Consider the following 21,121-nt stretch of genomic DNA (forward strand, 5'->3'; position numbering starts at 1 on the left):
CGGAGCGACGCCATGCAACGCAACGGCCTTGCCGCCCTCTCGTTTCACGCGCTGTTCATCGCGTTCATCGTCGCGCCGCTCGCCGCCGTGATGCTGGTCGCGTTCACCGACAAGAGCTATATCTCGATGCCGTTCGACGGCGCATCGCTGCGCTGGTTTCGCGCGATCCTCGACAACGACGACATCGTGTCCGCGTTCTGGCTGTCGGTGCGGCTCGCGTTCGCGGCCGCCACCCTCGGCGTCGTGCTCGCGGTGCCCGCCGCGCTCGCGATCGCACGCTACCGCTTTCCGGGGCGCGGCGCGCTGACGAGCTTTTTCCTGTCGCCGATGATGATCCCCGCCGTCGTGCTCGGCATCGCGTTCCTGCGCTTCCTGTCGCTGCTGCACCTGAGCGGCTCGTTCTGGGCGCTGGTCGCCGCGCACGTCGTGATCGTGCTGCCGTATGCGCTGCGCCTCGCGCTGTCGTCGGCGGTCGGCCTCGATCGCGACGCCGAGCGCGCCGCGCTGTCGTGCGGCGCGAGCCGCTTCACCGCGTTTCGCCGCGTCGTGCTGCCGATGATCCGCACCGGCGTCGCGGGCGGCTGGGTGCTGTCGTTCATCCAGAGCTTCGACGAGCTCACCATGACCATCTTCGTCGCGACGCCCGGCACGACCACGCTGCCCGTCGCCATGTACAACCAGATCGCGCAGACCATCGATCCGCTCGTCACGTCGGTGTCGGCGGTGCTGATCGTCGGCACGGTCCTGCTGATGATGCTGCTCGACCGGATGGTCGGGCTCGATCGCATCCTGATCGGAGAAACCCGATGACCCAACCCACAGCCGCGAGCGCTGACGTGCTCGTGATCGGCGGCGGCCTGGTCGGCGCCGCGGTCGCCTACGGGCTCGCCCGCGACGGCGCGCGCGTCACCGTGCTCGACGAGGACGACGGCGGCTTTCGCGCGTCGCGCGGCAATTTCGGCCTGGTCTGGATCCAGGGCAAGGGCCACGACCGGACGCCGTACGCGCGCTGGTCGCGCAGCTCGGCCGTGCGCTGGCCCGGGCTCGCCGCGAGCCTGCTGGAGGACAGCGGCATCGACGTCGCGCTGCGCCAGCCCGGCGGCTTTCATCTGTGCCTCTCGGACGACGAGCTCGCCGAACGCCGCACGCGGCTCGCGACGCTGCAGGCCGAACTCGGCGACTACCCGTTCGAGCTGCTCGATCATCGAGAACTGCGCGAACGGTTGCCCGGTGTCGGGCCGGCCGTGGTCGGCGCGAGCTACACGCCGATGGACGGCCACGTGAACCCGCTGAAGCTACTGCGTGCGCTGCACACGGCGATGCAGCACCGCGGCGTGCGCGTCGTCACCGGCGCGCGCGCGCATCGGGTGCACGCCGAGCGCGGCGGCTTCGCGGTCGACAGCGCGGCCGGCACGTTCCGCGCGGCCCGCGTCGTGCTCGCCGCCGGTCTCGGCAACCGCGCGCTCGCGCCCCAGGTCGGCCTGTATGCGCCGGTCGCGCCGAATCGCGGCCAGGTGCTCGTGAGCGAGCGCGTCGCCCCGTTCCTCCACTACCCGACCATCAACGTGCGGCAGACCGACGAAGGCACCGTGCAATTCGGCGATTCGATGGAGGAAGTCGGCTTCAACGACTTCACGACCACGCCGGTGCTCGCCGACATCGCGCGGCGCGGCGTGCGCGCCTTCCCGATGCTGCAGCACGTGCGGCTCGTCCGCATGTGGGCGGCGCTGCGCGTGTACAGCCCCGACGGCTTTCCGGTCTACGACGAATCGCCCGAGCATCCGGGCGCGTTCGTCGTCACGTGCCATAGCGGCGTGACGCTGGCCGCCGCGCACGCGCTGCGCATCGCGCCGTGGATCACCGGCGCGCCGCTGCCCGACGAATTGCCCGCGCTGTCGGCCCGCCGCTTTCCCGACGCGCCCGCCGCGTTCACCGGCGCCGTGCGTCCGGCGCCTGCCTACTGACCTTGCCCGCTGCCCATGACCGCCCAATCGTCCCCTTCCCTGTTCAAGCCGCTCGAGGCCGCCGGCGCGACCGTCGAGATCCGCTTCAACGACACGCGGCTGCGCGTGCCGGCCGGCGTCAGCGTGGCCGCCGCGCTGCTCGCCGCCGGCGTGTCGCGGTTTCGCGCGACGCCGGTATCGGGTGCGCCGCGTGCGCCCTACTGCATGATGGGTGCGTGCTTCGAGTGCCTCGTCGAGATCGACGGCGTGCCCGCGCGCCAGAGCTGCATGGTCGACGTGCGTGACGGAATGCGGATCCGCACGCAGGAAGGCGCGCGCGAGCTTGCGCCCGACACGCCGACCGCCACCCCGTCACTGGAGAATGCCGATGGCCGCTGAATTCACGTCCGAAACCGTCGACGTCGTGGTGGTCGGCGCCGGCCCCGCCGGCATGAGCGCCGCGACGCGCGCCGCGCGCGCGGGCCTGTCGGTCGTGCTGATCGACGAGCAGGACGCCGTCGGCGGGCAGATCTACCGTGCGATCGAGCGCGCCGATACGCGCCGCAAGGACATCCTCGGCCCCGACTACGCGGCCGGCGCCGCCCTCGCCGATGCGTTCGTGCGCTCCGGTGCGCGCCATCTGAAGCAGGCGACGGTCTGGCAGGTCACGCGCGAGCGCCAGGTGCACTACCTGCGCGACGGCCAGGTCGGCAGCTTCGATGCGCGGCGCGTGATTCTCGCGAGCGGTGCGCTCGAACGGCCGTTTCCGATTCCGGGCTGGACGCTGCCGGGCGTGCTCACGGCGGGTGCCGCGCAGATCCTGCTGAAGAGCGCCGGCGAAGTGCCGGCCACGCCGCCCGTGCTGGCCGGCTGCGGGCCGCTTCTGTACCTGCTCGGCTGGCAGTACGTGCGCGCCGGCGTGCCGATTCGCGCGCTGGTCGACACCACGCGGCACGAAGACCGCTGGCGCGCGAAACGGCATCTGCTGTCGGCGCTGCGTGCGTGGCCGTTTCTCGGCAAGGGCTTGCAGATGATCCGCGCGCTGCGCGAAGCGAACGTGCCGATCCTCGAAGGCGCCGACCAGCTCGCGATCGAGAGCCGCCAGGGCCCGGACGGCGAACCGCGCGCCAGCGCGCTCACGTTCACCGTGCAAGGCCGCGCGCAGCGCATCGATGCCGACGTGATCCTGCTGCATCAGGGCGTCGTGCCGAACACGCAGTTCACCCACGCACTGCGCGCGACCCATCGCTGGGACGCCGCGCAACTGTGCTTCACGCCGCAGGTCGATGCGTGGGGCGAGCTCGACGTGCCGGGCATCTTCGTCGCCGGCGACGGTGCGGGCATCGGCGGCGCACTGGCCGCCGCGCAGCAGGGCACGCTCGCGGCGCTCGCGGTGGCCGCGCAGCTCGGCGCGCTCGGCGACGCCGCACGCGAGCGCGAAGCCGCCGCGCATCGCGACGCGCTGGCGCGGGTGATGCGGATCCGTCCGTTTCTCGACAGCCTCTACCGCCCGCGCGACGCGAACCGCATTCCCGCCGACGACACGATCGTCTGCCGCTGCGAGGAAGTCACGGCCGGCGAGTTGCGCGGCTTCGTCGCGCTCGGCTGTGCCGGGCCGAACCAGGCGAAGTCGTTCGGCCGCTGCGGGATGGGGCCGTGCCAGGGTCGCATGTGCGGGCTGACCGTCACCGAAGTGATCGCCGATGCCCGCAAGGTCGCGCCCGACGCGGTCGGCTACTACCGGATCCGGCCGCCGATCAAGCCGATCACGCTCGCGGAGCTCGCCGGTGAGTGAGTATCGCGCGCGCGTGCGGCACGAAGCCGATGCGATCGTGATCGGCGGCGGGCTGCACGGCGCGAGCAGCGCATTCCATCTCGCGCGGCGCGGCGCCAGCGTGATCCTGCTCGAAGCCGCTTACGTCGCGCGCCATGCGTCCGGCGTGAACGCGGGCGGCGTGCGCACGCTCGGCCGGCCGCTGCCCGAAATCCCGCTCGCGCTCCTGTCGCGCGAGCGCTGGCACGCGCTGCCCGAGCTGATCGGCGACACCGGCGGCTTCGTGCCGTCGGGACAGCTCAGGATCGCCGAAACCGAAGCCGAGCTCGACGAATGTCGCGCCCGTGTCGCGCTGCTGCAGGCGCACGGCTTCACGCACGAAACGCTGATCGATCGCGACCGCGTGCGGGAACTCGAACCCGCGCTGGCGCGGCACGTGACGGGCGGCATCTGGGTCGAGCAAGACGGCTACGCGCTGCCGTTTCGCACGACGACCGCATTCCGCGCCGCCGCGCAACGGCATGGCGCGCGCTTTCACGAGGCCACGCCGGTCACCCGCATCGACACGCTCGGCGCGCGCTGGGTCGCCCATACGCCGCGCGGCGCGTTCGCGGCCGACCGGCTGCTGGTCGCGGCCGGTGCATGGTCGGGCGAGCTCGCGCGCCAGGCCGGCGAGCCGGTGCCGCTGCATCCCGAGGGCTTGATGCTGATGGTCACGCAGCGTGTCGCGCCGTTCTGCCGCACGACGCTCGGCGCGACCGGGCGGCCGCTGTCGTTCAAGCAGTTCGACAACGGGACGGTCGTGATCGGCGGCAAGCTGATCGGTCACGCCGACCTGCGGGCGCGGCACGGCGAAGTCGACTTCATGCGGCTCGCGCGCAGCGCGCGAACCGTCGTCGACCTGTTTCCGCACTTGCGCGACATCGGCATCAATCGCGCGTGGGCCGGCATCGAAGCGTTCACCGCCGATGCGCTGCCGGTGATCGGCGCGAGCCGCAACGCGCACGGGCTCTACTACTCGTTCGGCTATTGCGGCAGCGGTTTCCAGCTCGGCCCCGGCTGCGGGCAGCTCGTTGCCGAACTGATGCTCGACGGCGCCGCAACCGTGCCGCTCGACGCGTTCGCGATCGATCGCTTCGACGGCGCGCGCGCCGCGGCCCGTTCGTCGCACTGAATTTTTCCACCTGCCGTCATGGCGAAGGAGTGCTTGTCATCATGTCCGATATCATCCGCATCGAAACCAACGCGCGCATGAGCCGCGTCGTCAAGGCCGCCGGCCTCGTATTCATCGGCGGCCAGACGTCCGCGGATTCGACACCCGACATCAAGGTGCAGACCGCGAAAGTGCTGGAAAAGATCGACGGTTTTCTCGAGCAGGCCGGCATCGACAAAACGCGCATCGTGTCCGCGCAAGTGTGGCTCGCCGACATCACGCGCGACTTCGCCGGCATGAACGACGTGTGGGATGCGTGGGTGCCGGCGGGCCACGCACCGGCACGCGCGACGGTCGAAGCGAAGCTTGCGGCCCCGCATCTGCTGGTCGAGATCGCGGTGGTGGCCGCGCAACGCTGACGGCCGGCCGCGCCGCTCGGCTGCGGCGCATCGTTGCAAGACAACGGGCTCGCGTGATCGAACGCGAGCCCGTTTTGCTTGCCGGCATGCCGTTCCGGATGCCGGCTGCGTACCGCGTACCGTGCACCGCGCGGCGCCATCGCCGCACGGTGCCGCCGGATCAGAACCGGTGACGAATCGCCGCGCGCAGCACGACCTGGTTCGCGGTCGACGACGAGCCGGCCGCGCCGGGCACATACGCGACGTCGAGCCCCGTGCCGGTCTTGTCGCCGCCCGCGTGCTGATAGCCGGCCTGCACGTAAAGATCGGTGCGCTTCGACAGGAAGTAGTCGCCCATCAGCCCGGCCATCTGGAAGGTCGGATGCAGCGTGCCGCTCGTCGCGTCGAACGTCGTGCGCGTGTACGTGTACATCGCGCCGACGAAGAACGCCGGCGTGAACTGGTACTTGCCGTTGACCTCGAAGTTCTGGAAGCGCAGGTTCGACAGCGTGCCCGACGCGAACGTGCCGACATGGTTCAGGCTCGTCGGTCGCGACGCGTTCGTGTTGGTGTACGCGAAGCCGACCGTCGCCTTGCCGAACGTGTAGTTCACGCCCGCACCGAAGATCCGCAGCCGGCCCGCGACGAAGTTCTTGTCGCCGCCGTTGCTGATCGCGCCCGAATCGGTCGTCGACGGATTGTTCGCCTGCAGGTAAGCTGCGCCGAGCAGCAGCCCGCCGTTCGTGTAGGACGCGCCGACGCTGTACTGCCGGTTGTTCGCGAAGTTGGTGTCGTTCGAGAAACTGTAGGTGCCGCCGAACTGGAACCCGGAGAACGCCGGACTCATGTACTTGACGGTGTTGTTCACGCGGAACGAGTTGTCGGTGTTGTCGTTGTCGTACGGGTGCGTGAACAACGATCCGCCCCAGTTTCCGTTGGCCGTGGTCGGCGCGAGAAAGCTGACGACCGCGTCGTACTGGCGGCCGAGCGTGACGGTGCCGTACTGCGCGCTGCTCAGGCCGACGTACGCCTGGCGGCCGAACATCAGCCCGCCCTGGCCGAGCTTGCCGGTGTTGACGTTGTAGCCGTTCTCGAGCTGGAACACCGCCTTCAGGCCGCCGCCGAGATCCTCGGCGCCCTTCAGCCCGAACCGGCTGCCCGACGTGACGCCGCTTTGCAGCTCGACGACCTTGCTGCCGCCCACGTTGTTGGTGTAGTCGATGCCTTCGTCGATGATGCCGTAGAGCGTCACGACGCTCTGGGCATGAGCGGCCACGCCGAACGTCGCCACGATGGATGCCGCGAGCACTTTCTTCTTCATAGATATGGACTCCAAACCACTAAGGTCGATAGTTGTAGATACCCACTGCCCTGCTGAAAACGCCGTCAGACGCCGGGTACGGCGCCGAGCGGCCGGGACGGCGAGCGCCGCCGCGCCCGCCGCGGCGTCAAAGCGCGTGCGCGGCCCGCGCGTGCCGGCCCTGCATGAAGCGATCGGCGCGGAACGCCGCGAGATCGAGCGACGGCCGGCCGTCGCCGATCCATTGCGCCATCTGCACGCCAACCGCCGGGCCGAGCGCGAAGCCGTGACCGCTGAAACCGGCCGCGACGAACAGGTTCTGCGCCGGATCGGGACGATCGATGATCGGGATCACGTCCGGCGTCAGATCGATCCGGCCTGCCCAGCTCGTTTGCAGCGCGATCCGGTCGAGATGCGGGAACAGCGCGCGAAAGTGCGCGAAGTTGCTCGCGACCTTGCGCTCGTTCACGCGCGGTTCGGGCAACGGCAGCACGGCGCCGTCGCGGCGCGCCGCGCGTCGCAGCGCATCGATGAATTCGCGGCCGAGCGACAGCCGCAGTTGGCGCCAGTTCTCGCGATAGGCCGGCAGGAAGTGCCGCAGCCCGCGCAGCGATTCGATCGACAGGTCGTAGTCGGCGCCCTGGCCGCGATAGCCGTTGCCGATCACGAACGAGCCGTCGCGGCGCGGCCGGTACGCGACCTGCGGGCCCCAGACGGCGATCCGCGTGAACACGCCCGCCGGCGACGTGCGCCCGACCGACGAGCGGATCGCCTGGATCGGCAGATCGATGCCGGCCTGGCGCGCGAGGTGCGCGGTGCCGATGCCGGCCGCCAGCAGCACCGCGCCGCCGTCGATGTCGCCGTCGCCGGTCGTGACGCCGACGACGCGACCGTTGACCGTCTTCAGCCCATGCACGGGCGCGTGTTCGACGATCTCGACGCCGAGCCGGGCCGCCTCGCGCGCGATCGAGCGCGACGCGACGGCCGGTTCCGCATACGCGTCGCCGGGCGTATGGAGCCCCGCGCGCCAGCGGCCCTGCAGTTGCGGCACCAGCACGCGGATCTCGTCGGCGCCGACGCGCCGCGCGTCGAGCCCGTGCGCGGCCGCATCGGCGACGCCGGCGCTCACGCGCGCGACGTCCTCGTCCGTTTCGGCCACCATCAGGATGCCGGCCACGTCGAACTCCGTCGCGGCCGCGCCGAGCCGCTCGGTCAGGTGATGCCAGATCCGGTTGGCCTCCTGCGCGAGCGGGATTTCCGCCGCGTGCCGGCCCTGCTGGCGCACGAAGCCCCATGCGCGGCTCGACTGCTCGGACGCCACCTGCCCGCGTTCGAGCACCACCACCTTCGCGCCGCGCTCGGCCAGCCACAGCGCGGTCGAACAGCCGACGATGCCGCCGCCGACGATCACGACGTCCGCCCGTTTCGGGTTGCCCATGTCCGTGCGCTCCTTATTTCGCCGCGTTGAGCATGCGACCGCGCCGGTAGTATTCGGCGGGAATGACGCACGCGAAGGTGAACACGATGAGTGCGGACGCAACGGCCGTCAGCGCCGGCGTAAGCTCGTAGCGCAGGTTCGCCCAGATCATCATCGGCAGCGTCTGGCGGCCGCCCATGATGAACAGCGCGACGATCAGGTCGTCGAACGACACGAAGAACGCGAACACCGCCGACGACAGCACGGCCGGCCGGATCGCCGGCAACGTCACGCGCCAGAACGCCTGCGTCGGGTTCGCGCCGAGAATGCGCGCCGCGCGCTCGAGCGAGTCGCCGGTCTGCTTGACGGCGGACGCGACGATGATCACCACGAGCGGCAGCGCCATCGTCGCGTGGGCGAGCACCAGCACCCACGCCTGCCCGTACACGCCGAGCTTGCCGACCAGCAGCAGGATGCCGAGCGCGAGGATGATCTGCGGCACCAGCTGCGGGCCGAACGACACGATCGACACCGTCTTCGTCAGGAACGACGGACGGCGCACGATCGCGATCGCGGCGAGCGTGCCTGCCGTGATCGCGATCAGCGTCGAGCAGACGGCGATCCACAGGCTCAGCAGCGTCGCCTGGGTCCAGCTGCGATGCGCGAGCACGTACCGGTACCAGCGCAGCGAGATGTCGGCCGGCGGAAAGGTCAGGAACTCGCTGCTGCTGAACGAAATCCCGAACGTGATGAACACCGGAAACAGCAGGAACAGGATCGCGATCCCGAGAAAAATGCGTCCGAGCAAGCCCGGAACGTCGATGCGCAATGCCCTCACTTGCGACCTCCTTCATAGCTCTTCGGCAACATGCGGCGCGTCACGCCGAGGATCGGCGCCATCACCACCAGCGCGGTGCCGATCAGGAAGATGGACAGCACGGCCGCGCCGTTCCATTCCAGCGTCTGCACCACCTGCGTGCTGATCACGTTCGCGACGAGGCTGTCGTTCGGCCCGCCGACGAGCGCGGGCGTCACGAAGAAGCCGAGACACAGGACGAACACGAGTGCGGCGCCGTTGATCGCGCCGGCGGCGGTCAGCGGCACGAACACGCGCAGGAACGCCGTCAGCCGGCCGGCGCCCATGATGCGGGCGGCACGCACGAGGGTCGGGTCGACCGACGTCATCGCGCTGAAGCTGCTCAGCACGACGATCGGCAGCAGGATCTGCGTCATCGTCACGTACACGGCGCCGCGCGTGAACAGCATCTTCAGCGGATGGTCGAGCACGCCGATCTCGAGCAGCAACCGGTTGACCAACCCGTCGCGGCCGATCACCACCATCCACGCGTAGGTCCGCACGAGCACGCTCAGCCACATCGGCGTGATGATCGCCATCAGTGTCCAGGTGCGCATGCGCGGCCCGAGCCGGTAGATCTGCAGTGCGATCAGGTAACCCAGCACCAGGCACGCGAGCGCCACGACGGCCGCCACCAGCAGCGTGCGCATCGTCAGCAACACATAGGTGTCGGTGCCGAGGAAATCCTGGAAGTTGGCCAGCGTGAAGCCGTTGCCCTGGTCGTCCGCCAGGCTCCAGCGCAGCACTTCGCACACCGGGATCAGGAAGAACACCGCCAGCAGCAGCTTGGACGGGATGATCAGACCCAGTCGCCGCCCACGATCGATAGTCGCCATATCAGTACTCGCCTCTCATTCTCGACACGGAATCCCGCCTGCGCTTACGCGCCCGCATTGCCCTTCAGGCGCCAGCGATCCCACGCGCGCTGGATCCGCGGCAGGTTGTCGGCCCAGAATTCGCCGTTGAACTGGAACTGCACCTTCAGGTTGTCCGGATAGGTCGGCAGCTCCGACTGCAGGTTCTTCGGCAGGCGCTCCATCAGCCCCGGCGCGAAGCCCGGATACGGCAGCGCCTTGGTCATGTCGGCCCCGCGCTGCGGATCCGTCCAGCACCACTTCAGCCAGCGGTACGCGCCGTCGGTATGCTTCGCGCCCTTCAGGATCGAGTGAAAACCCACCATCAGGGCGCCGCCGTTCCACACGATCCGCACCGGCACGCCTTCCTTCTGCAGCGGCGGGACGCGGCCGTTCCACGCGGTCGCGTAATAGACCTCGCCGCTCGCGAGCAATTGCAGCGGCTGCTGGCCCGAGGTCCACCACACGGCGATGCTCGGCTTGATCTGATCCATCTTCTTCAGCGCGCGATCGACGCCCTCCTTCGTCGCCAGCGTCTTGTAGACGTCCGCCGGCGCGACACCGTCGGCGATCAGCGCGAACTCGAGGTTCTTGACCGGCGTGTCGTGCAGGCTGCGCGGGCCGGGGAAGGTCTTCAGGTCCCAGAAGTCGGCCCACGAGCCCATCGTCTTGCCGGGCGGCAGCTTGTCGGTGCGCACGACCATCGTTTCGGAATACGAGTTGATCCCGACGCCGTACGGGTTGCGCGCCAGCGCGGGCAGCTTGTTGTCCGGGTCGATCTTGCTCCAGTCGAGTTTCTCGAGCCAGCCGTTCTTCGCCGCCGCGAAGATGGTGTCCGCCGACGTGTTCGAGATGTCCCAGATCACGTTGCGGGTCAGCATCTGCGCGCGAATCTCCGCCGTGGAATCGTCCGTGTTCGCCGGCTGGATCACGATGCCGGTCGCCTTCGTGAACGGCTCGTCGCAAATGCGGCGCAGCGCCTCGCCGAAGGTGCCGCCGCCGGACGCGCGCACCACCACGTTGTCCGACTGCGCGTGGGCGGGATGCCACGCGGCGCCGGCCGCGACGATGGCAGTCAGGATTGCATAGCGTTTCATCAACATGATCCGTCTCCTCCTTTTCGTGGTTCGTCAGTCGTTCAGGACCAGCAGGTCCTCGACGTTGAAGCGGGCGCGCACGGCCGCGCCGATCACGAACAGGTTGTCGCGCTCGGACGCCGTGGTGCGGAATTGCTGGGCCAGCAGCAGCTTGCCGGACGCCAGCCGCAGGTGGACCATCAGGTTGTTGCCGAACATCTGCACGTTCTCGATCGTCGCGGCGGCCGACACTTCCGCGTCGGTCGTCGGCTGATCGGGCGCCGACAGCCGGATCTTCTCGGGCCGCAGCGCGACCGCGGGCGACGCGCAGTCGCGCGCGCCGCGCAGCCCGTCCGCCGCGATCTCGACGCCCCAGTCGGGCACGCCGAGCACCATGCCGCGCCGGCGCGCGGCCGCCGTATTGCTTTGCCCGACGAAGGTCGCGACGAACGCGTTGACGGGCTGGTCGTAGACGTCCTTCGGCGAGCCGCGCTGCACGAGCCGGCCTTCGCTCAGGATGATGATCTCGTCGGACATCGACATCGCCTCCGACTGATCGTGCGTCACGTAGACCACCGTGCTGCCCGTGCTGCGCTGGATCCGCTTGATCTCGAACTGCAACGCCTCGCGCAGCTTCAGGTCGAGCGCGCCGAGCGGCTCGTCCATCAACAGCACGCGCGGGCCGAACGAGATCGCGCGCGCCACCGCCACGCGCTGCTGCTGGCCGCCCGACAACTCGCGCGGCATGCGCCGCGCGAGCGACGACAGCTGCACCGCCGCCAGCGCATCGGCGACCATCCGCTCGGTCTCGGACTTGCGGACCTTGCGCATCGTCAGCGGAAACGCCACGTTCTGCGCGACGTTCATGTGCGGAAACAGCGAGTAGTTCTGGAACACCATCCCGATGTTGCGCGCTTCCGGCGCGAGCGACACGATCGACTTGCCGTCGAGCAGGATGTCGCCCGCGGTCGGTTCGATGAAGCCCGCCAGCATGTTGAGCAGCGTCGTCTTGCCGGAGCCGCTCGAGCCGAGCAGCGTGACGAAACTGCCCGGTTCGATCACGGCATCGAAATGCTCGACGGCCGTCATGGTCCCGTAGCGTTTCTGCACGCCACGAAATTCGATATGTGCACCGCTGGTAGTCACGAGCGCCCTCCCGACGTATGAAGAAGACCGACGACCATCACGAACCCGCGACCGCCGAGCGGGACTTGCGCCACTCGATCGCGGCCTTCAGCCCGTGTTCCTTGCGGATGCGCGAGAACTCGGCCGTTTCCGGGTTCTCTTCGGCCTCGACCATGATCCCCGCGTCGAGCGCCGCTTCGAGCGCGGTGCGCATGCCCATCGTGTCGAAGGTCCGGTTGATCGCCTGCTTGAAGTACGTGACCGAATGCGGCGACGAGCTGACGATCTGCAGCGCGAGGTCGCGCGTGAACGCTTCGCGCTGCGCATCCGGCACGACGTGGTTGACGATGCGCGCGTCCTTCGCCTGCTCGGCGCCGAAGCCCTCGATGCCGCACATCAGGATTTCCTTCGCGAGCTTCGGGCCGGCGAGCCACGGCAGCATCAGCAGCACGCTCGACGATCCGAACTTCGCCTCGGGCATGCCGAAGCGCGTGCTTTGCGCCGCGATCGAGATGTCGCATGCGAGCGACAGCTCGAACCCGCCGGCCAGGCAATGGCCGTGGATCGATGCGATCGTCGGCTTCGGACAATCCCAGAAGCTCATCATGAACTCGAAGTTCTGCCGATAGCGCGCGCGCCAGCCGGCCACGCCCTTGGTCGCGCGCTGCACGCTCTGCTTCAGGTCGAAGCCCGAGCAGAACGACTTGCCTTCGCCGGACACCACGATCACGCGCACCGCGTCGTCGTCCGCGAGCCGTGCGAGCGCGTCCATCGACTCCGTCATCAATTCGACCGAGATCGCGTTGTGGATCTCCGGTCGCGCGAACGTCAGGTAGCCGATGCCGTCCTGCCGGGAAACCTTCAGGGTCGTGTAGTTCATTGCGTCTGCTCCACCGTGATGAGGGCGTCCACGGCCGTCATGCGGCCGTCGCGGACGATGATCGGATTGAGGTCGAGGCCCGTGATGCGCGGATTGCGCACCGCGAGCGCCGCGACCGTGCTGACGACGCGATACAGCGCGTCGATCGATACGCCCGGCTTGCCGCGTGCGCCGTCGAGCACCGCGCGGCCGCGCAGCGTCGCGAGCGCCGCTTCGAGATCGGCGCGGCCGACCGGCGGCAGCAGCGATACGCTGTCCTTCAGGATTTCGGTGAAGATGCCGCCGAGCCCGACGGTCAGCACCGCACCGAAGCGCGGATCGCGATACATGCCGACGATGAGCTCGAAATCGGCCGGCGTGAACGGCTGCAGCATCACGCGCGGGCCGCAGCGACCGGCGACGTCGTCATATGCGCGCCGCAGTTCGTCCTCGTCGCGCAGGTTGACCCGCACACCGCCCATTTCCGTCTTGTGCTCGATCGCCGGGTTGGCCGTCTTCAGCACGACCGGGTAACCGAGTGCGGCGGCCTCGCGCAGCGCGCCCGCCACATCGTCGGCCACCGCGAACGGCGCGATCGGCAGGCCGAGGTCGGCCAGCAGCGAGAACGTCGTCTCCGGCTTCGGCGACGCCAGCATCGCGATCGGCCACGCCGGCACCTCGGTCGCGGCGCTCGCCTGCGCGGCGGCTGCATGATCGGCACGGCGCCGTGCATGCCACGCGAGGAAGCGGGCCGTTGCCTGGCAAGCCGTCTCGGTGCCCATCAGCACCGGGATGCCGCGCGCGCGCAGGCGGCGCGCGCCGTCGCGCGACACCGTCGTGCTGATGTTGCCGAACACCACGACCGGCTTGTCGGTTGCTGCCGCGATCGCGATACACGCGTCGGACGTATCGTCGAGGAACTTGCGCCCGTGAACCAGGTTCGTGCCGACCGCGACGAGCCCGACTTCGTCGTCCTGCGCGGCGATCGTGCCGGTTTCGGCCATCAGCAGCTCGCCGTCGCCGTAGCAGTCGATCGGATTGCCGACCACCATGCCGGGGTCGAGCACGTCGGCCAGCGCCTTCGCGGTTGCGGGCCGGAACGCGGCGAGGCGCAGGCCGGCGCGCGTCGCGACGTCCGCGATCAGCTGGCGCTCGCCGCCCGAGTCGCTGACGATCGCCGCGTGGCTGCCGCCCGGCACGCGCGGCGTGCGGAACACCTCGATGCAGTCGAGGAACTCGTCGAGATGCTTCGCGACGATCAGCCCGTGCTGGCGCGAGATCGCTTCGAGCACGTGCGTCGGGCTCGACAGCCCGCCCGAATGCGCGGCCGTGAAGCGTGCCCCCGCATCGCTGAGCCCGAGGAACAGGCCGACCACCGGCACACCGCGCTGCGCGGCCTGCTCGAGCACGCCGATGAACCGCTCGGGCTCGCGAATCGTCTCGACCACGAGGCCGATCACGCGGGTTTCTGGTTGCGCGAGGAAGTACTCGACGTAATCCGCAATGCCCGTCGCGATTTCGCCGCCTGCCGACACGACGGTGTCGAACGCGAGATCGCGCTGGCTGCCCACGATGCCCGACCACGTCGAGCCGCTTTGCGACACGATGCACACGCCACCGGGCGCCGCATCCATCGCCGGCACGCTGAACGTCATCGTCAGCTTCGCGCGGACGTTCACGAAGCCCATGCAGTTGTGACCGCAGATCGCGAGCCCGCCGGCTCGTGCGATCGCGGCGAGCCGGTCGGGAATCGCGTGTTGCGATGCCTGCTCGCGGTCGTACGCCCGCGACGGAATGAAGAAGCCGCCGACGCCGTCCGCCGCCAGCGACTCCAGCGACGGCGCGAGCGCATGGTCAGGAATGCAGAGCGCCGCGAATTGCGCGCCGCCCGGAATCTCCGACACGCGCGCGAACGACTGCGCGCCCGGCACCGGCTCCGCACGCGGATGGACCGCGTACACCGAACCTTCGTAGCCGGATTGCCGCAGTGCGGCAACGATCCGGGTTCCCATGTTCCCCGGCTTCGGGCTTGCGCCGATCACCGCGATGCTTGTGGGTTTGAGCAGTTTTCCGAGATCCGCCTTCAGCATTCCTCACCCGTTCACCGGTTTGTGTGCATACGTATTCATAAACGCACGCATCTGGTTGTCGAAGAAAAGTCGTGACATCGGTGCGTATAGTCCGACAACGAATTTTCACGTACAAGGACGCACATACCCTTGTTGACGAGCGATGCATACGTATGCAGTAATGAGCAAAGCGTATGCAGTGATGAGAAAACCGAACCTGGAGGATTCCGATGCACATCCCGTCGAATGCCGTATCCACATGGCTCACGCCGCGCGTCTCCGAGACGGACGGCTGCGGCCACATCAACAACACGACCCTGCCGGTGTGGTTCGAGGCCGGGCGCCGCGAATTCTTCCGCGCGGTGTCGCCCACCCTCGCGTTCGACGACTGGCGCCTCGCGGTCGTGTCGATGCAGGTGCGCTTCCACCGGCAGATCTACCTGCACGACGACGTGCGGATCGCGACGTGGGTATCGCGGCTCGGCAACAAGAGCATCGTCGTCAGCGAAGCTGCGTTCCAGCGCGACGTGCTGTGCGCGGCGGGCGAATGCACGTACGTGTTTTTCAACTATGCGGAGCAGCGCTCCGAGCGCGTACCCGATGCGGTCCGGGAACGCCTCGCGGCCATGCACAGCGAATCGATGGAGGCAAGCGACCAATGAATACGACGAATTCCGGCACCGGCTACTACTTCGAAGACCTTCAGGTCGGCATGTCGGCCGCGATCACGCGGGTCGTGTCGAGCGCGGATATCGAAGCGTTCGCCGCACTCACCGGCGACGACAACCCGATCCATCTCGACGACGCATGGGCGTCGAAGACGCGCTTCGGCGGCCGCATCGCGCACGGGATGCTGACGGGCGGCCTGGTGTCGGCCGTGATCGGCACGCGCCTGCCCGGGCCGGGCAACATCTATATCCGGCAGATGCTCGAGTTTCGCGGGCCGGTCCGGCCCGGCGACACCGTCACGGCCGAGGTGCGGATCGCGCGCCTCGAGCCCGAGAAAAAGCGCGTGTTCCTCGACACGACCTGCCGGTGCGGCGACGCCGAGGTGCTGCGCGGCGAGGCCGTGCTGCGGGTGCAGTCGCGTGCCGAACCCCTATAATCTCGGTTTCCTCGACAGGGCGCCTGTATCCGTGAAGAGCACGAAAACCGAAAGCAGTCGCCGGCCGCTGGCGACGTCCCAGGACGTCGCGCGGCTGGCCGGCGTTTCACAATCGACGGTCTCGCGTGCGCTCGCGGATCATGCTTCGGTCTCGGAGGAAACGCGCATCAAGGTTCGCGACGCGGCGGCCGCGCTCGGCTATCGGCCGAACGTGCTCGCGCGCAGCCTCATCACGCAGCGCTCGGGGCTGATCGCGATCGTCGTCGCATCGATGGACAACCCGTTCTACTGGGAAGTGCTCGGGCTGTTCAGCCAGGCACTGCAGGCAAGCGGCCAGCAATTGCTGCTGTTTACGATCGGCCCGCGCGAGAACTTCGATTCGGTGATCCGCAAGGTGCTGCAGTATCGCGTCGACGGCGTGATCGTCGTGGCCGCCGTGCTGTCGTCGCAGGCGATCGCCGAGTGCCGGGACGCGAACCTGCCGGTCGTGCTGTTCAACCGCTATGTCGACGGCAACGACCTGAACGCGGTGGTGTGCGACAACGTCGAAGGCGGCCGCGCGGTCGCGACGCTGCTCGCCAATACCGGGCACCGCACGTTCGGCTTCATCTCCGGCGTCGAGGACACGTCGACCAACCGCGATCGCCTCGAAGGGTTCAGGCAGCAATTGCGCGCGCTCGACCTGCCGATGCCGGCGGTCGAGCACGGCGACTATACGTACGAGAGCGGCCGCGAAGCCGTCAAGCGGCTCGTGCTGCAGGGCGAGCGGCCCGACGCGATCTTCTGTGCGAACGACATCATGGCCATCGGCGCGCTGGATGGCCTGCGGCTCGATCTCGGGCTGCGCGTGCCGGACGACGTGTCGCTGATCGGCTTCGACGACATTCCGATGGCGAGCTGGTCCGGCGTCGAACTGACGACCGTGCGCCAGCAGCGCTCGCGCATGGTGGAAGCGAGCCTGCAGATCCTGCAGCAGAACCTCGCCGCCCCCGGCATGGACCCGGTGTTCCATCTCGAGCCCGGGCGCCTGATCCTGCGCCGCACGGTGCGCCTGAAGGCGAGCCGCGATACGGACGCGCCGCCGTTGCCGCACGACCCACGCCCCTGACCCGGCGCGCGCCGCCGCCCGCCTGCGCCGATACGCGGCATGCGGGCGGCGCGGCGCGTTCATGACGGGATCTTCATCACGCCGTCGCGAATCACGATGCGGTCGGCATCGCGCGCGCGATCCTGGAACGGCGGCAGCGACTCGGCCGTGGTCGGCGCCGCGTTGCCCGGCGTGCCGGTGCGCGGCGTCGTGTGCACGACCTGGCTGTCCGGCAAGCGCTTGCCGGACTTCAGGTGCGCGTACATCGCGTCGAGCGCGCGGATCTGGTACACCGACACCGGCACCGCGCGCACGTCGAAGCCCGGCGACGAAATCAGCCCCTCCCCGTGCATCCCGCCGACGATCTCCATGTAACGCAGCGAATCGCGCCCCGGCTCGTTCAGCGATGCGGTCGCCGCATACGGGCGGCTGCCGAAGTTCGGGCCTTCGACGTCGTCGCTGCGCCCGTGCACGATGATCGCGGGCGTGCCGTTCAGGCGTGCGCTCGCGGCCAGCGCCTCGATGCCCGCGCGCACGCGCGCCGACGCCGGGTGCTCGTCCGTGAACAGCTTGCGCAGGCACAGCGCCGCGTCGAGATCGTAGTCGTTGCGCCCGCTCGAGCGCGACACGGAACGGTCGTCCTTGTGCGGCCCGCGTGGATCGTCGTCGTTGACGAGACTGACGTGCGCACCGTCCGGCGTGCCGCCCGGGAATCGCGCGAAGCGCTGCGCGAGCAATTCCGCGCTCGCGGCAACCGGCACGCCGTCCGCATCGGTGGCCGCGAAGCTCAGGTTGCACAGATGGTCGGTCACGCGGAAGCGGCCGAACTGGCTCGCCTGGCCGAGCACGCCCTGGTTGTCGAGCGCCGACGCCGCGGTCGCGACGTCCACGTCGTCCAGGAATCCGTAGCGATGCAGCTTGTCGAGCGCTTCGCGCGCCTGCGCGTCGACGCTCGTGCCATGCAGCAGGCCCTTGTCCGCGAGCGACGCGCAGCGGTTCGCAGCGAACGGCAGCTTCGCCGCCTGCGGATCGTTCGGCACGGCCAGCGCCGCGCATGCGCCGTACACGTTCTGGTACGACAGGAAGTCGTAGCTGCTGCGCGCGGACCCGTACCAGGTGCGCCCGCGATCGTCGATCGCGACGTCGGGATTGGCGCGCACATAGATCTGCGGCGCCAGCGCGACGACGCCGTCGAGCAGATGGCCGGCATCCTGCTCCGCCGCGCGCAACACCGCGCCGCCGCCGTTCGAGAAGCCCGATGCGATCACGGTGATGTCCTTGCGCTGCAGCGGCGCGTGTTGCGGCCACGTGCGCGCTTCCAACTCGGCCAGCCCGAATGCGGCCGCCTTCAGCACCGCGCGGCCCCAGTCGGCTTCCTGGTTCCACCCGGCGTTGGCCCACTTGAACGCGATGCGATGCGGATACGCTTTTGCGAACGCCGCGACATCGGGACGATCGCGCGTCACGTCGAGCCGCACGCCGTCGCGCGGCCGGGTCGTCGTGCCGTCCTGCGCGACCGTGGTGCCGCTGTCGAGATCCTGGATGCTCGCGCCCGTGCCCTTGTCGGTCCACGCGAGCGCGCAGCCGCGCCGCAGCCCCCAGTAGCCGGCGCGCAGCATGTCGTTCCAGTAGTTCTGGCTGCCGGGCGTCGCGATCACCACCAGGCATGCCGCGGCCGGATCGAACGTCGCGGGCACCTGCAGCAGCAGGCCCGCGTTGTTGCCGTCCCGGTCCTGCGCGTATGCGATCGTTTCGTCGCCGGCCAGCTTGCCGTCGTCGGCATAGGTCTGGCCCGTCGCCGGATTCACGTTCGGTCCATAGAGCCGGCCGAAGCCGTTGGCCGGATTGCCGGCCTTGCGCAATACCGCGCGACGCAGCTCGGCCGGCGACGGCTGCAGCGGATCGTCGAAGGCCGGCGCCGGCTTGCCGGACAGGATCGCCGCCATGCCGACGCCGCCGGTGATCAGGTCGTCGTGCACGCCGTCGTAGACCGTGCGTTGCACGACATGCACATCGGCCGGAAGCGGCGACGGCGCGCTCCACGCATGGCCTGCGACGAGGCTCGCGGCGACAGACAGCGCGAGCCGCACGCCATGCGGGTGAGCCATCCGGTATCGATTCATGTTGACTGGTTTCATTTCGTCGGGAGAGAGGCGGGATCGGCGCGGATTCGATCGAACGCACCGCGTGGCGCAACGTATCGGGCAGGTGATCGTGATCGCGCCATCGCTGAATAATCAGTTGTTCAAATCATGTGACGTGGATCGGCACGGGCATGGGGACGCGCTTGCGCGCATCCGGTATCGATCGGCACGGCATGGCACCGATCGTCTTCCGTCGCCCTGTTGAGGTCATCGGTGCCGCCACGTCGGCGTCGTCGCTTTCATCGTGGCGGCCAGTCAAGGCCGACATGCCCGCGCGACGACCGGTACGAATTTAGCGCAATGCGTTATGCAAATGCCGCGCAAATAGTCGGAAATTACCCTGATGCTTTGCTGCGCGGCGATTCGCTTGGCGGTCAGCCGAACCCCGCTTCGACCAGCGTGCACCCGTTCATCGTGATCGCGTGCCGGTGCCGCGACCCGTCGGCCACCCGGCTCCCGCTTGCCGACACGAGCGTCGTTGCATCGCCGTCCGCGTGCAGCGCATCGCTGAACCCGCCATCCATGCGCGGCACCGCGAACCACATGCGCAGCGCGTGCGCGTCGAATTCGAGCAGCCGCTCGCGTTCGGGAACGCGCAGCGCATCGACGCACAGGTGCGCGATGCGCGCGACGATCATCGCGTGGTAATGGCGGTGGATGTGCGTCGGCGTGTCGTGCGGCACGCTGCGACGGGGCGGCGGCGCAAGCAGGTTGCTCAGCGCCCGGTGACCGCGTGCGACGGCGATAGCATGACGAGCGCTACGGCTTGCCGGTCACGGATTCGACGATCCGGTATGCCGTCTTCACGCGATCCGCGATCGGGAAGCTGCGGTTCGCGAGCATCACGATCGCGACGCGCTTCGCGGGCACGAACGCGACATACGTACTGAAGCCGCTGGTCGAACCCGTCTTGTTGATCCACACGTCCTGGCGCGGCGCCAGCGGCGGCTCGAGTTCGGTCGCGGGCGTCGCGTTGAACAGCATCGCCGGCGCGTTGCCGTCGAGCAGCGTGGGCAGCGCGACCGGATACGGATACTGTTCCCAGATCAGGTCCTGCGTCAGCGGCCCCGCATGGAAATAGCCGGTGTGCGTGCGCTCGAGCGCGCGCTGCAGCCGCGGCGTCGTCTCGACGAGCCCCATGTTCGCCTGCACGAAGCGCAACAGGTCGGCCGCCGTCGTCCTCACGCCGTACGCCGGCTGCCACAGCATGCCGCCCGTCATCCGGATCGGCTTGCCGTCCTGCGTATAGCCCTGCGCATAATCGGCCCGGCGCGCGGCGGGCACGTCGATATACGTATGCGTCATCCCGAGCGCGGGGAACAGTTGCTGCTCCATCAGCACGGAGAAATCGCGGTTCATCGCGTTCGCGGTGAGCCGCCCGAGCATCCCGATCGCAACGTTCGAATACGTGCGGCGCGTGCCCGGCATGGACGCGGGCCGCCACGCGTCGAGATAGCGCATCAGGCTCGCATCGTCGCGCACGCTGTCGGGCACCTGCAGCGGCATACCGCCCGGCGTGTGCGTGCCGAGCTCGAGCAGCGTCACGCCGCCGAACGGCTTGCCCCGCAGCGCGGGCAGGTACTTGCCGGCCGGGTGCGACAGCGACAGCTCGCCGCGCTCGTGCGCGTCGGACGCGAGCGTCGCGGTCAGCGTCTTGCTGACCGAGCCGATCTCGAACAGCTTGTCGCCGGTTACGGGCTTGCCGGTTTGCGTCGACATCACGCCGTAGTCGAACACGTACGGCTTGCCGTCGGCGACGATGCCGATCGCCATGCCGGGAATCGCGTACTGCTGCATCAGCGGCGCGACGTTGCGCGTCACGGTGTCGTGAATCTCGTCCTGCGTGGCGGCCGCCGCGCGGCCGGCCGTGGCGGCGGCGCACGCGGCGACGAGCAGCGTCGCGACGATGCGTATCGCGTCGAATCGCATGGTTGCGGTTCCTTCGATGTCGGTGGTTTGCC

At 69.0% G+C, this 21,121-nt stretch carries 20 protein-coding genes; 9 read left to right on the forward strand and 11 right to left on the reverse strand.

Features of this window, described 5'->3' with window-relative positions; translation table 11 throughout:
• The first annotated feature begins 12 nt into the window (after positions 1 to 12).
• The 6 genes from O1Q03_RS05990 to O1Q03_RS06015 are packed head-to-tail and all read left to right on the forward strand — an operon-like array spanning position 13 to position 5,289.
• Positions 13 to 810 (forward strand): ABC transporter permease, encoded by a 798-nt coding sequence (locus O1Q03_RS05990; protein WP_269502179.1) that lies wholly within the window; start codon positions 13 to 15, stop codon positions 808 to 810.
• A complete protein-coding gene (locus tag O1Q03_RS05995; protein ID WP_269502180.1) occupies positions 807 to 1,964 on the forward strand; it encodes an NAD(P)/FAD-dependent oxidoreductase in 1,158 nt (385 codons plus the stop codon). Before O1Q03_RS05990 ends, O1Q03_RS05995 begins: the two co-directional genes overlap by 4 nt.
• Positions 1,965 to 1,979: 15 nt before the next feature.
• Positions 1,980 to 2,342 carry a (2Fe-2S)-binding protein gene (locus O1Q03_RS06000; protein WP_269502182.1) on the forward strand — a complete coding sequence of 121 codons (363 nt, stop codon included), beginning with the start codon at positions 1,980 to 1,982 and terminating at the stop codon, positions 2,340 to 2,342.
• Positions 2,332 to 3,738, forward strand: a complete 1,407-nt coding sequence (locus O1Q03_RS06005; RefSeq protein ID WP_269502183.1) for an NAD(P)/FAD-dependent oxidoreductase — start codon at positions 2,332 to 2,334, stop codon at positions 3,736 to 3,738. The genes O1Q03_RS06000 and O1Q03_RS06005 overlap by 11 nt, the downstream gene beginning before the upstream one ends.
• Positions 3,731 to 4,891 (forward strand): NAD(P)/FAD-dependent oxidoreductase, encoded by a 1,161-nt coding sequence (locus tag O1Q03_RS06010; RefSeq protein WP_269502184.1) that lies wholly within the window; start codon positions 3,731 to 3,733, stop codon positions 4,889 to 4,891. The genes O1Q03_RS06005 and O1Q03_RS06010 overlap by 8 nt, the downstream gene beginning before the upstream one ends.
• Before the next feature lie 41 nt (positions 4,892 to 4,932).
• On the forward strand, positions 4,933 to 5,289 hold the full coding sequence (locus O1Q03_RS06015; RefSeq protein WP_269502185.1) for a RidA family protein: 357 nt from the start codon (positions 4,933 to 4,935) through the stop codon (positions 5,287 to 5,289).
• 160 nt (positions 5,290 to 5,449) lie between these two features.
• Here O1Q03_RS06015 and O1Q03_RS06020 read toward each other — a convergent pair whose 3' ends face one another.
• The 8 genes from O1Q03_RS06020 to O1Q03_RS06055 all read right to left on the reverse strand — a co-directional run bounded on the left by O1Q03_RS06020 (position 5,450) and on the right by O1Q03_RS06055 (position 14,845).
• Positions 5,450 to 6,589 (reverse strand): porin, encoded by a 1,140-nt coding sequence (locus O1Q03_RS06020; protein ID WP_269502186.1) that lies wholly within the window; start codon positions 6,587 to 6,589, stop codon positions 5,450 to 5,452.
• Between the two features lie 127 nt (positions 6,590 to 6,716).
• Positions 6,717 to 8,006: an NAD(P)/FAD-dependent oxidoreductase gene (locus O1Q03_RS06025; RefSeq protein WP_269502187.1), complete on the reverse strand. Its 1,290-nt coding sequence runs from the start codon at positions 8,004 to 8,006 to the stop codon at positions 6,717 to 6,719.
• 13 nt (positions 8,007 to 8,019) lie between these two features.
• Positions 8,020 to 8,823 (reverse strand): ABC transporter permease, encoded by an 804-nt coding sequence (locus O1Q03_RS06030; protein WP_269502188.1) that lies wholly within the window; start codon positions 8,821 to 8,823, stop codon positions 8,020 to 8,022.
• The gene (locus O1Q03_RS06035) at positions 8,820 to 9,677 is read right to left on the reverse strand and encodes an ABC transporter permease (protein ID WP_269502189.1); all 858 of its coding nucleotides are present in this window, start codon (positions 9,675 to 9,677) and stop codon (positions 8,820 to 8,822) included. The genes O1Q03_RS06030 and O1Q03_RS06035 overlap by 4 nt, the downstream gene beginning before the upstream one ends.
• Positions 9,678 to 9,721: 44 nt before the next feature.
• The gene (locus O1Q03_RS06040; RefSeq protein WP_269502190.1) at positions 9,722 to 10,798 is read right to left on the reverse strand and encodes an ABC transporter substrate-binding protein; all 1,077 of its coding nucleotides are present in this window, start codon (positions 10,796 to 10,798) and stop codon (positions 9,722 to 9,724) included.
• Between the two features lie 27 nt (positions 10,799 to 10,825).
• Entirely contained in the window at positions 10,826 to 11,917 is a 1,092-nt protein-coding gene (locus O1Q03_RS06045) for an ABC transporter ATP-binding protein (RefSeq protein WP_269502191.1), read from the reverse strand.
• 37 nt (positions 11,918 to 11,954) lie between these two features.
• The gene (locus tag O1Q03_RS06050) at positions 11,955 to 12,776 is read right to left on the reverse strand and encodes an enoyl-CoA hydratase/isomerase family protein (RefSeq protein ID WP_269502192.1); all 822 of its coding nucleotides are present in this window, start codon (positions 12,774 to 12,776) and stop codon (positions 11,955 to 11,957) included.
• Positions 12,773 to 14,845 carry an acetate--CoA ligase family protein gene (locus O1Q03_RS06055; RefSeq protein WP_269502193.1) on the reverse strand — a complete coding sequence of 691 codons (2,073 nt, stop codon included), beginning with the start codon at positions 14,843 to 14,845 and terminating at the stop codon, positions 12,773 to 12,775. Before O1Q03_RS06055 ends, O1Q03_RS06050 begins: the two co-directional genes overlap by 4 nt.
• A 209-nt stretch (positions 14,846 to 15,054) precedes the next feature.
• Between O1Q03_RS06055 and O1Q03_RS06060 the strand changes: the two genes are divergently transcribed.
• Genes O1Q03_RS06060 through O1Q03_RS06070 form a run of 3 tightly spaced genes read left to right on the forward strand, consistent with a single transcriptional unit; the run spans position 15,055 to position 17,037 of the window.
• On the forward strand, positions 15,055 to 15,486 hold the full coding sequence (locus O1Q03_RS06060; protein ID WP_269502194.1) for an acyl-CoA thioesterase: 432 nt from the start codon (positions 15,055 to 15,057) through the stop codon (positions 15,484 to 15,486).
• Entirely contained in the window at positions 15,483 to 15,929 is a 447-nt protein-coding gene (locus tag O1Q03_RS06065; protein ID WP_269502195.1) for a MaoC family dehydratase, read from the forward strand. The genes O1Q03_RS06060 and O1Q03_RS06065 overlap by 4 nt, the downstream gene beginning before the upstream one ends.
• Positions 15,930 to 15,960: 31 nt before the next feature.
• Entirely contained in the window at positions 15,961 to 17,037 is a 1,077-nt protein-coding gene (locus O1Q03_RS06070) for a LacI family DNA-binding transcriptional regulator (RefSeq protein WP_269502197.1), read from the forward strand.
• Positions 17,038 to 17,096: 59 nt separating this feature from the next.
• Here O1Q03_RS06070 and O1Q03_RS06075 read toward each other — a convergent pair whose 3' ends face one another.
• The 3 genes from O1Q03_RS06075 to ampC all read right to left on the reverse strand — a co-directional run bounded on the left by O1Q03_RS06075 (position 17,097) and on the right by ampC (position 21,089).
• Positions 17,097 to 19,124 (reverse strand): 3-hydroxybutyrate oligomer hydrolase family protein, encoded by a 2,028-nt coding sequence (locus O1Q03_RS06075; protein ID WP_269502199.1) that lies wholly within the window; start codon positions 19,122 to 19,124, stop codon positions 17,097 to 17,099.
• A gap of 410 nt (positions 19,125 to 19,534) precedes the next feature.
• Complete coding sequence (locus O1Q03_RS06080; RefSeq protein WP_269502200.1) at positions 19,535 to 19,843, reverse strand: hypothetical protein; 309 nt, start codon at positions 19,841 to 19,843, stop codon at positions 19,535 to 19,537.
• Between the two features lie 76 nt (positions 19,844 to 19,919).
• Positions 19,920 to 21,089, reverse strand: coding sequence for a class C beta-lactamase (gene ampC, locus O1Q03_RS06085; protein WP_269502202.1), 1,170 nt, complete (start codon positions 21,087 to 21,089; stop codon positions 19,920 to 19,922).
• Positions 21,090 to 21,121: the final 32 nt, after the last annotated feature.

This window comes from Burkholderia sp. IMCC1007, from assembly GCF_027257875.1.
Lineage (GTDB): Bacteria > Pseudomonadota > Gammaproteobacteria > Burkholderiales > Burkholderiaceae > Burkholderia.

Excerpts from the sequence above, each read along its gene's own strand:
- O1Q03_RS06020 (WP_269502186.1), bottom strand. The coding sequence starts at position 6,589 with ATGAAGAAGAAAGTGCTCGCGGCATCCATCGTGGCGACGTTCGGCGTG.
- O1Q03_RS06050 (WP_269502192.1), bottom strand. The coding sequence starts at position 12,776 with ATGAACTACACGACCCTGAAGGTTTCCCGGCAGGACGGCATCGGCTAC.
- O1Q03_RS06035 (WP_269502189.1), bottom strand. The coding sequence starts at position 9,677 with ATGGCGACTATCGATCGTGGGCGGCGACTGGGTCTGATCATCCCGTCC.
- O1Q03_RS06055 (WP_269502193.1), bottom strand. The coding sequence starts at position 14,845 with ATGCTGAAGGCGGATCTCGGAAAACTGCTCAAACCCACAAGCATCGCG.
- O1Q03_RS06060 (WP_269502194.1), top strand. The coding sequence starts at position 15,055 with ATGCACATCCCGTCGAATGCCGTATCCACATGGCTCACGCCGCGCGTC.
- O1Q03_RS06000 (WP_269502182.1), top strand. The coding sequence starts at position 1,980 with ATGACCGCCCAATCGTCCCCTTCCCTGTTCAAGCCGCTCGAGGCCGCC.
- O1Q03_RS06040 (WP_269502190.1), bottom strand. The coding sequence starts at position 10,798 with ATGTTGATGAAACGCTATGCAATCCTGACTGCCATCGTCGCGGCCGGC.
- O1Q03_RS06015 (WP_269502185.1), top strand. The coding sequence starts at position 4,933 with ATGTCCGATATCATCCGCATCGAAACCAACGCGCGCATGAGCCGCGTC.
- O1Q03_RS06075 (WP_269502199.1), bottom strand. The coding sequence starts at position 19,124 with ATGGCTCACCCGCATGGCGTGCGGCTCGCGCTGTCTGTCGCCGCGAGC.
- O1Q03_RS05990 (WP_269502179.1), top strand. The coding sequence starts at position 13 with ATGCAACGCAACGGCCTTGCCGCCCTCTCGTTTCACGCGCTGTTCATC.
- O1Q03_RS06025 (WP_269502187.1), bottom strand. The coding sequence starts at position 8,006 with ATGGGCAACCCGAAACGGGCGGACGTCGTGATCGTCGGCGGCGGCATC.
- O1Q03_RS06005 (WP_269502183.1), top strand. The coding sequence starts at position 2,332 with ATGGCCGCTGAATTCACGTCCGAAACCGTCGACGTCGTGGTGGTCGGC.
- O1Q03_RS06065 (WP_269502195.1), top strand. The coding sequence starts at position 15,483 with ATGAATACGACGAATTCCGGCACCGGCTACTACTTCGAAGACCTTCAG.
- O1Q03_RS05995 (WP_269502180.1), top strand. The coding sequence starts at position 807 with ATGACCCAACCCACAGCCGCGAGCGCTGACGTGCTCGTGATCGGCGGC.
- ampC (WP_269502202.1), bottom strand. The coding sequence starts at position 21,089 with ATGCGATTCGACGCGATACGCATCGTCGCGACGCTGCTCGTCGCCGCG.